This is a genomic window from Devosia sp. CAU 1758, from assembly GCF_054482695.1.
This window is the reverse complement of record NZ_JBTLRJ010000007.1, coordinates 2,501-5,355: the sequence shown is the minus strand read 5'-3', so window position 1 is coordinate 5,355 and position 2,855 is coordinate 2,501. Positions and strand designations below refer to the sequence as shown.

The following is a 2,855-nucleotide window of genomic DNA, read 5'->3' as shown; positions in this document are numbered from 1 at the left end:
TTGGCATCGTTGTTGAGACTTAGGTGTTTTTTGCAGACCTTGCAGTGACCTACTCTCCCAAGTCTTGAGACTTAGTACCATTGGCGCGGAGGGATTTGACGGTCGAGTTCGGGATGGGATCGGGTCCTGGGCCCCTCGCAAGAACCACAAGGTCAGCGAAAAACACATAAGGTGAATTTTGGTCTTTTGTAATTTTGATCTGTGCTTTCCAAGCCATCGGTTTGGCTCCCGGAGGAGCTTAGCGACGACCCCGGCCAAAGTTGGCCGCCCCGCCAGAGGGTCAGTTGGGAGCATAGCGGCGGCTTTAGCCGCGTCATGCTCTCAACGGTACGACCCGTGAGGCAAGGAGAAAGAAGCAACGACGCAAGTCGTTGCGGACATTGACTAATGAGAACGATCAAGCCGATCGAGCTATTAGTACCGGTAAGCTTCACACATTGCTGCGCTTCCACACCCGGCCTATCAACGTGGTGGTCTTCCACGGCTCTGATAGGGAATACTCGTTTTGAAGGAGGCTTCCTGCTTAGATGCTTTCAGCAGTTATCCCGTCCGAATTTAGCTACCCTGCAATGCGGCTGGCGCCACAACAGGTCCACCAGAGATTCGTCCAACCCGGTCCTCTCGTACTAGGGTCAGCTCTTCTCAATATTCCAACACCCACGGCAGATAGGGACCGAACTGTCTCACGACGTTCTGAACCCAGCTCACGTACCACTTTAAATGGCGAACAGCCATACCCTTGGGACCTGCTCCAGCCCCAGGATGTGATGAGCCGACATCGAGGTGCCAAACAATGCCGTCGCTATGGACGCTTGGGCATTATCAGCCTGTTATCCCCAGAGTACCTTTTATTCGTTGAGCGATGGCCCTTCCACACGGGACCACCGGATCACTATGACCGACTTTCGTCTCTGCTCGACTTGTCAGTCTCGCAGTCAGGCAGGCTTATGCCATTGCACTCGACGACCGATTTCCGACCGGTCTGAGCCCACCATCGCGCGCCTCCGTTACTCTTTGGGAGGCGACCGCCCCAGTCAAACTACCCACCATGCGCTGTCCCGGACACTGTTATGCCGCGGTTAGACACCTATGACGATAAGGGTGGTATCTCATCTTGCGGCTCCACCGAGGCTGGCGCCCCGGCTTCAAAGCCTACCACCTATCCTGCACATGCCGACACAAGTGCCAGCGCAAAGCTATAGTAAAGGTTCATGGGGTCTTTCCGTCTGACCGCAGGAACCCCGCATCTTCACGGGGAATTCAATTTCGCTGAGTCTATACTGGAGACAGTGGGGAAGTCGTTACGCCATTCGTGCAGGTCGGAACTTACCCGACAAGGAATTTCGCTACCTTAGGACCGTTATAGTTACGGCCGCCGTTTACCGGGGCTTCAATTCAAGGCTTTCACCTCTCCTTTTAACCTTCCGGCACCGGGCAGGCGTCAGACCCTATACGTCGTTTTGCAACTTCGCAGAGCCCTGTGTTTTTGATAAACAGTCGCCACCCCCTCTTTTGTGACACCTTGACACCGGTTGCCCAGTGCAAGGTCACGCTTATCCCGAAGTTACGCGTGCAATTTGCCGAGTTCCTTCAGTATAGTTCTCTCAAGCGCCTTGGTATACTCTACCAGTCCACCTGTGTCGGTTTAGGGTACGGTCAATATTGGTGGAGCTATTTCCTGGAACCGGCTCACTGCACCCCCAATCCGATAAGGGGATACAGACCCGCGCGATCCGTCACTACCACCTGGCCCACGAATATTAACGTGGTTCCCATCGTCTACGCATTTCTGCCTCGACTTAGGGGCCGGCTAACCCTGCGCTGATTAGCATTGCGCAGGAACCCTTGGACTTTCGGCGAAAGTGTCTCTCACACTTTTTGTCGCTACTCATGTCATCATTCGCACTTCCGATACCTCCACCACCCCTCACAGGTATGGCTTCACAGGCTTACGGAACGCTCCGCTACCGCTTGCAACAAGTTGCAAACCCTAAGCTTCGGTGCACAGTTTTAGACCCGTTACATCTTCGCCGCAGGATCGCTTGACCAGTGAGCTGTTACGCTATCTTTAAAGGATGGCTGCTTCTAAGCCAACCTCCTGGTTGTCTAAGCAATCCCACATGCTTTCCCACTTAACTGTGACTTGGGGACCTTAGCTGTAGGTTAGGGTTGTTTCCCTTTTGACGATGGACGTTAGCACCCACCGTCTGTCTCCCAGATAGTACTCTCGGGTATTCGGAGTTTGGTTAGGTTTGGTAAGTCGGTGAGACCCCCTAGCCCATCCAGTGCTCTACCCCCCGAGGTATTCGTCTGAGGCGATACCTAAATATCTTTCGCGGAGAACCAGCTATTTCCGAGTTTGATTGGCCTTTCACCCCTAGGAACAAGTCATCCCCGTCTTTTTCAACAGACGTGGGTTCGGCCCTCCAGTAAGTGTTACCTTACCTTCAGCCTGCTCATACCTAGATCACTCGGTTTCGGGTCTAATCCGTCTAACTTCACGCCCTATTCAGACTCGCTTTCGCTGCGCCTACACCTAACGGCTTAAGCTTGCTAGACAGACTAAGTCGATGACCCATTATACAAGAGGTACGCCGTCACCCTTGCGGGCTCCGACTGTTTGTATGCATCCAGTTTCAGGAACTATTTCACTCCCCTCGTCGGGGTGCTTTTCACCTTTCCCTCACGGTACTTGTTCGCTATCGGTCGTGTGCGAGTACTTAGGCTTGGATAGTGGTCTACCCATGTTCAGACAGAATTTCACGTGTTCCGCCTTACTCGAGGACTTGCATGCTTTCTACCGGTACGGGGCTGTCACCCACTATGGCAAAGCTTTCCAGCTTCTTCCCGTTCTT

At 53.4% G+C, this 2,855-nt stretch carries 2 rRNA genes (1 of these 2 cut by a window edge); both read right to left on the bottom strand.

Annotated features, from left to right (window positions below):
* Nucleotides 1-36: 36 nt before the first annotated feature.
* A 5S ribosomal RNA gene (rrf, locus tag ACXYMS_RS18170) occupies nucleotides 37-152 on the bottom strand.
* 241 nt (nucleotides 153-393) lie between these two features.
* Nucleotides 394-2,855 (bottom strand): 23S ribosomal RNA (locus ACXYMS_RS18165); it runs 261 nt beyond the window's last position.